The following is a 5,985-nucleotide window of genomic DNA, read 5'->3' on the forward strand; positions in this document are numbered from 1 at the left end:
TTTTTTTAAGAGACAGAATATTCTATCATCTTCTTTTTCTTTTGTCAATATTTTTTTGAACTTTTTATAATTTTTTTTTTTTTTTGAGAAATATATCTTCAACGAAGATGACGTTTATTATTATATAGCTTTTATTTTTCTTTGTCAACACTTTTTATAATATTATCATAGAAAATAATACTCCTATTTACTAAATAACTTAATAACATATTTTTTATTTATTAATTTATTTTACTTCTGGTTATAATATAAATAATAGTCTCTTCAGAAAATGACAACATAATCTGAAAAGACTAATTTGTAAAAACTATCTTACTTAATCAAGTAATCAATAAATAACCATATAAAAGTATCTGGGTAATTTTATCAAATAAATAAGAGTATTATTATTTATAGAAATCAAATAATGTTACAGGCATATTCCTTTTATGCTCTGATTTAAGATAATGATGTTCTATTTTTGACTTTATTTCTTGTGGTAAACTTTTCCCTTCTAAATAATCATCTATATTATCATAAGTTACCCCTAAGGCTACTTCGTCGGCTAATGCCGGTTTATCTTCTTCTAAATCTGCCGTCGGTGCTTTTGTATATAAATGCTCAGGGCATTTTAGTTCTTTTAGTAGTTGTTTACCTTGTCTTTTATTTAATCCATAAAGAGGCACTATATCTACTCCACCATCTCCATATTTGGTATAAAAGCCTGTTATTGCTTCTGCCGCATGATCTGTTCCGACAACAATTCCCTTATTCATAGTTGCAATAGAATATTGAACTTTCATACGTTCTCTTGCTTTTTCATTCCCTTTTGCAAAATCACTAATTAAAATTCCTGATTGCAACAAGCTATTATAACTAGCATCTACTGCTGACTTTATATTAACGATATAAGTAATATCTGGCTGTATAAATTCTAATGCATCTTTACAATCTTCTTCATCAAATTGTTTTCCGTAAGGCAACCTTACTGCTATTAATTTGTAATTATCATTTCCAGTTTCATAGCGAAGCTCATCTATCGCTAATTTGCAAATTTTACCACATAATGTCGAATCTTGACCACCTGATATCCCAAGAACTAGACTTTCTATAAAAGAATTTTCTATTAAATAATCCTTTATAAATTTCTTTCTAGTTTCTATTTCTTCTATAGAATTGATAGCCTGCTTACACCTTAAATTAGTTATTATTTCTTGTTGTAAAGTCATAATATACCTCTTTATTTAATATCTTTTTTTAAACTATTTAAAATTTCACTTCTATTTTCCCAACACTTATAACTAAGATCTACTGGATAAAACTCTGGATTTAAAATACGAGTGTACTCCATCCAGAATAAATCTTTACTTTGTTGAAGATACTTTTTGCTAGATTCAATACTAGGAACATCATAAACTTGCTTACCTTCAATAAAAATATCTTCATGTAAATCTATAGCTGTAAAGTCTTGAACTTCTTTTGACAAATATGTATGTGTAGGATGGAACAATTTTATACTGTCATAAGAGTTAACATCTTCACTTTCTAGAGCAATATAATCTCCTGCTGCCATTCCATTTTTATTGTTTATTATTCTATAAACTTTTTTTATACCTGGAGTAGTTAACTTAGCTGGATTTTCTGAAATTTTCAGTCTATCTACCATTACTCCATTATCGTCTTCTAAACAAACAAGTTTATAAACGCAACCTAACGCAGGATTTTCATAAGCTGTAATCAGCTTAGTTCCAACTCCCCAAACATCAACCTTAGCACCTTGTTGCTTAAGGTGTGTAATAGTTCCTTCATCTAAGTCGTTAGAAGCTATTATTTTTGCATCTTTGTATCCTGCGTCATCTAGCATCTTTCTTGCCTCTTTTGATAAGTATGCTATATCCCCAGAATCTAATCTAATACCTTTGAAATTAATCTTATTTCCCAATTCATCAGCAACTAATATTGCATTAGGAACTCCTGAACGTAGTGTATCATATGTATCTACTAAAAAATAACAATCTTTGTGATACTCTGCATATTTTTTAAATGCTAATTTTTCGTCTTGATAAGCCTGTACAAAAGAATGTGCGTGCGTACCACTACAAGGTATATCAAAAAGTTTCGCAGCTTTCACATTACTAGTGGCATCAAATCCCCCTATAATAGATGCTCTAGCTCCCCAAATAGCCGCATCGAATTCATGAGCACGTCTAGTACCAAATTCAATACAAGTTTCTTCTGGGCATATATGCTTGATTCTCGAAGCTTTTGTCGCTATTAACGTCTGATAATTAACAATATTTAAAATTGCAGTTTCTATTAATTGTGCTTGAATAAGTGGAGCCTCTATTCTAATTAAAGGTTCATTACCAAAAACAATCTCCCCTTCTCTAACAGATCTAACACTTCCTGTAAACTTCAAATTAGACAAATACTCTAGATAATCATTATCATATCCCAAAGTAGCCAAGTAATCTATATCATCTTTGTTAAACTTAAAATCATTTAAATAATCTATAATTTTTGCTAATCCTGCAAATACTGCATATCCTCCACCAAAAGGAGCTTTCCTAAAATACACATCGAAGTAAGATTTTTTAGTGTGTATTCCATCTTTAAAATAAACATACCCCATATTTATCTGATAAAGGTCTGTATGTAGTGCATGTCCATTATATTTTTTATCCATAATAATGTCTCCATTTTTTCTTAAAAACTTATATAGCTATTTTATCATACTTTATTTATTTTGGTCTAATTTTTTTAGAAAATTACTAGAAAACTCTAAATTATACATCTAAATTAATAAAAGAACTGCATAATCACAGTCCTTTTTTACACATAATAAATATTATTCATTGCCATTCGTTGTACTATTTGTACTATTCTTTTGATTATTTGTAGTGCTAGTTTTTTCACTATTCGAATCATTATCAGAGTCTTTATCATTAGAATCTTTTTTGTTTGAATTATTATTTGATTTTTTCTCTTGTTCTTCTTTTAACTTCAACAACCTATTAACAATTTCGTCATTTAATTGCTTAGAAGTATCTATTTCTCCGTTGTAATTATTATCCATTATAGAGTTTTGGAGATAATTTTCTTTAATAGGCAAGTTAAAAATTAATTCTCCCGAATAACTTATAGAATATTCTTGGCGAACTAAATCTGTGATAAAATAAGGATCTTTCAATTTGTTAATTATCAGTTCATTATTTTTTTTATCTTGTTGTAGTTGTTGTAATTGTTGCTGCTGTGATTGTATATTTAATTCAACAGCTTTCTTCTCTTTATAATAGAAAAAAGTTCTTATTAATGTTGCTGACAATACAACTAGACATACAGTCAAAATAATAGATACACGCTTTTTACGATATTGTTCTTTGGCTCTACGTACATCTTGCCTAAAACTTTTATCATCTCTATTTATAATTGTCTTTTTATTATCAGACATCAATAATTCTCCTTTCTAAAACTCTTTAACTTTTTCTGATATAACTCTAAACATTTTTGAAGCATCTTCTTTTTTACTACTATCTTTTAGTTCTAACACTTCATATTCAACTTCTTTTTTAGCAAAAAATATGGTAACTCTATCTCCTACATTCAAAGCAGTAGATGCTTTTGCAGTCCTACCATTTACAGAAATATATCCTTTTTGACATATTTCATTTGCTATTGTTCTTCGTTTAATTATTCTCGAAACTTTTAAAAATTTATCTATTCTCACCTTAAACTCCTTCAATTGCGAAAATTAGAACTAACTACATATAATTATTACATATTAGTACTAGTTACGCAAATATTTTTCATAAATTTCAATATAAAATCGAAGACAAGATTACTCTCGTACTTCGATTTTGTTTATCTTATGACCAGTTTCCATTAGTAAATACTGGTATTTCTTTTTCGTCTTCTGTTATACCTATGATATTTGTAGTAGCATCTCCTATCATAAAATCAACGTGAATTAAACTGTCATTAGCTCCAGCAGCAGCTAATTCTGCTTCTGACATATTTTCTCCATTTTCTAAACAAGTAGGATAAGCTTTCCCTAAAGCAATATGGCAAGATGCGTTTTCATCATACAATGTCTCTAAGAAAAGAATATCTGTGTTTGATATAGGAGAATCAAATGGTACTAATGCTATTTCTCCTATTAACCTAGATCCTTCATCTGTTTCTATCAAGTTTCTCAGAACTTCTTCTCCACGTTTTGCAGCAAAGTCTACAACTTTTCCATTTTCAAATTTTAACCAGAAATCGTCAATAATAACTCCTGCATAGTTTAGCGGTTTAGTATTATAAACTATTCCATTTGTTTCATCTTTGTGCGGCAATGTAAATACTTCTTCTGTAGGTATATTAGCAACAAATCTTTGTCCAGTCTTACCTGCTATACTTCCTGCACTTTGCCAAATATGACCCTTAGGCAATCCTACGTATAAATTTGTACCATTATCACTCGTTATATGAATTTTTTTGAACTTACTATTATTTAAAAATTGTCCTTTTTCATCTAGTGTTTTAATATGATTTTCCCAATTTTCTACTCCATTTTCGTCAATACGACAAGCACTTAGTATTAAATCCCAAAGTTTTAAGTATCCTTCTTCGTCAGAAAGATCTGGGAAAAGGCGTTTTGCCCATGCTACTGAACTTGCAGCAGCTATACTCCAAGGACATTCATTATTCATAAGAGCAGCCATAAAGTTTCTTAAAGCTTTTGATGTAGCAATAGTTGAAACTTTTAATTTATCTTTATCAACATCTGCCAAAATATCGGGATCATCACTAATTATTGATACAATTGCAGCTCCTTGTTTTACATCTTCTTCATATTTATCAACAAACCAACTAGGTACTTCTTCTAATGTTTCTTTTGTTTCATAAGTAAGTTTTTGTTTAGTTAATTTTTTATCACTCCAGTCTATACGAACTTCTTTCGCATTTAGTTTGTAACATTCTTCAGATACTGCCAAAGCAAAATCTCTAGCCTCTATACTCGAACGGATTACAACTTTTTGATCTTTTTGAACGTTTATTCCTATTTTTGCCACAACAGCAGCATAATTTTGTATTCTTTCTTGTAATGTCATCTACCTTGCTCCTTATAATTATTTTCTATCTATTATATCAAAATAACTGAAATTTTTAAATACATTTCTGTAAATTGTATAACTTTAACTATCCAATTATCTATGTTATAATGATAAACATATTTTTGCAAAGTAGGAATTTTTATGACACAAAACAAAGATTTACTAATAACAAAAATTTTATTTTCTGTATACTTAATATTCCTTACATGGATTATTATTTTTAAAATGGAAGCAGATATAATAGCATTTTTAACAGAACCTGTTAGTCGTACAATCAATACTATTCCTTATAAATATATGAATCCTATGGAAGTATTCTTGAATATTCTAATATTTATTCCATTTGGAATATATTCTAGCGTAACTATGCCTAAAACTAATAATTTTAACAAAATATTTTTAGCATTTACACTCAGCTTATTTTACGAAGCAAGTCAATTTATTTTTGCTATAGGCATGACTGACATTACCGACTTAATAGATAATACCTTAGGTGCAATTATAGGTATAATTATTTTCAAAATATTTGATTCATTATTTGAAAGATATACAAAAAAAGCTATTAATATTATTTCCGTAGCAATTATGTTTATCTTTATTTATATTATTTACAAATATTCTTTAATTTAAAAGGAGAAAATTAACTATGCTAATTTACGAATACCCAAAATGCTCTACTTGTAGAGCTGCTAAAAAGTTTATAAACGAAAAAAATATTGATGCAAAGTTTATAGACATAACAAAAGAACAGCCATCAAAAGAAGATATAAATAAAATTTTAGAGCAATTTAATATAGATATTAAAAAACTTTTTAATACTAGTGGTCTAAAATATAGAGAACTAGGATTAAAAGATAAACTACCTACTCTTAATTTAGAAGAAAAAATTGATATTCTCCTAAGTGAT

Annotated in this window: 7 protein-coding genes; 2 read left to right on the top strand and 5 right to left on the bottom strand. The window is 28.2% G+C overall.

Going from position 1 to position 5,985, the window contains the following annotated elements; translation table 11 throughout:
• Positions 1-386: 386 nt before the first annotated feature.
• The 5 genes from nadE to HZY83_RS04525 form a co-directional block, all read right to left on the bottom strand.
• Positions 387-1,208 (bottom strand): ammonia-dependent NAD(+) synthetase, encoded by an 822-nt coding sequence (gene nadE, locus HZY83_RS04505; protein ID WP_179942882.1) that lies wholly within the window; start codon positions 1,206-1,208, stop codon positions 387-389.
• Positions 1,209-1,219: 11 nt separating this feature from the next.
• Positions 1,220-2,665 (bottom strand): nicotinate phosphoribosyltransferase, encoded by a 1,446-nt coding sequence (locus HZY83_RS04510; RefSeq protein WP_218925338.1) that lies wholly within the window; start codon positions 2,663-2,665, stop codon positions 1,220-1,222.
• Positions 2,666-2,827: 162 nt separating this feature from the next.
• Positions 2,828-3,430: a septum formation initiator family protein gene (locus tag HZY83_RS04515; protein WP_179942883.1), complete on the bottom strand. Its 603-nt coding sequence runs from the start codon at positions 3,428-3,430 to the stop codon at positions 2,828-2,830.
• A gap of 15 nt (positions 3,431-3,445) precedes the next feature.
• On the bottom strand, positions 3,446-3,706 hold the full coding sequence (locus HZY83_RS04520; RefSeq protein ID WP_179942884.1) for an RNA-binding S4 domain-containing protein: 261 nt from the start codon (positions 3,704-3,706) through the stop codon (positions 3,446-3,448).
• A 139-nt stretch (positions 3,707-3,845) separates the two neighbouring features.
• Positions 3,846-5,075: an aminopeptidase gene (locus HZY83_RS04525; RefSeq protein WP_179942885.1), complete on the bottom strand. Its 1,230-nt coding sequence runs from the start codon at positions 5,073-5,075 to the stop codon at positions 3,846-3,848.
• 144 nt (positions 5,076-5,219) lie between these two features.
• Here HZY83_RS04525 and HZY83_RS04530 point away from each other — a divergent pair, with 144 nt between their 5' ends.
• Both HZY83_RS04530 and HZY83_RS04535 read left to right on the top strand, forming a co-directional pair.
• The gene (locus tag HZY83_RS04530) at positions 5,220-5,708 is read left to right on the top strand and encodes a VanZ family protein (protein WP_179942886.1); all 489 of its coding nucleotides are present in this window, start codon (positions 5,220-5,222) and stop codon (positions 5,706-5,708) included.
• Positions 5,709-5,724: 16 nt separating this feature from the next.
• Positions 5,725-5,985: ArsC/Spx/MgsR family protein (locus HZY83_RS04535; protein ID WP_179942887.1), on the top strand; the 261-nt coding region annotated here is incomplete at its 3' end.

This window comes from Gemella sp. GH3, from assembly GCF_013415425.1.
GTDB lineage: Bacteria > Bacillota > Bacilli > Staphylococcales > Gemellaceae > Gemelliphila.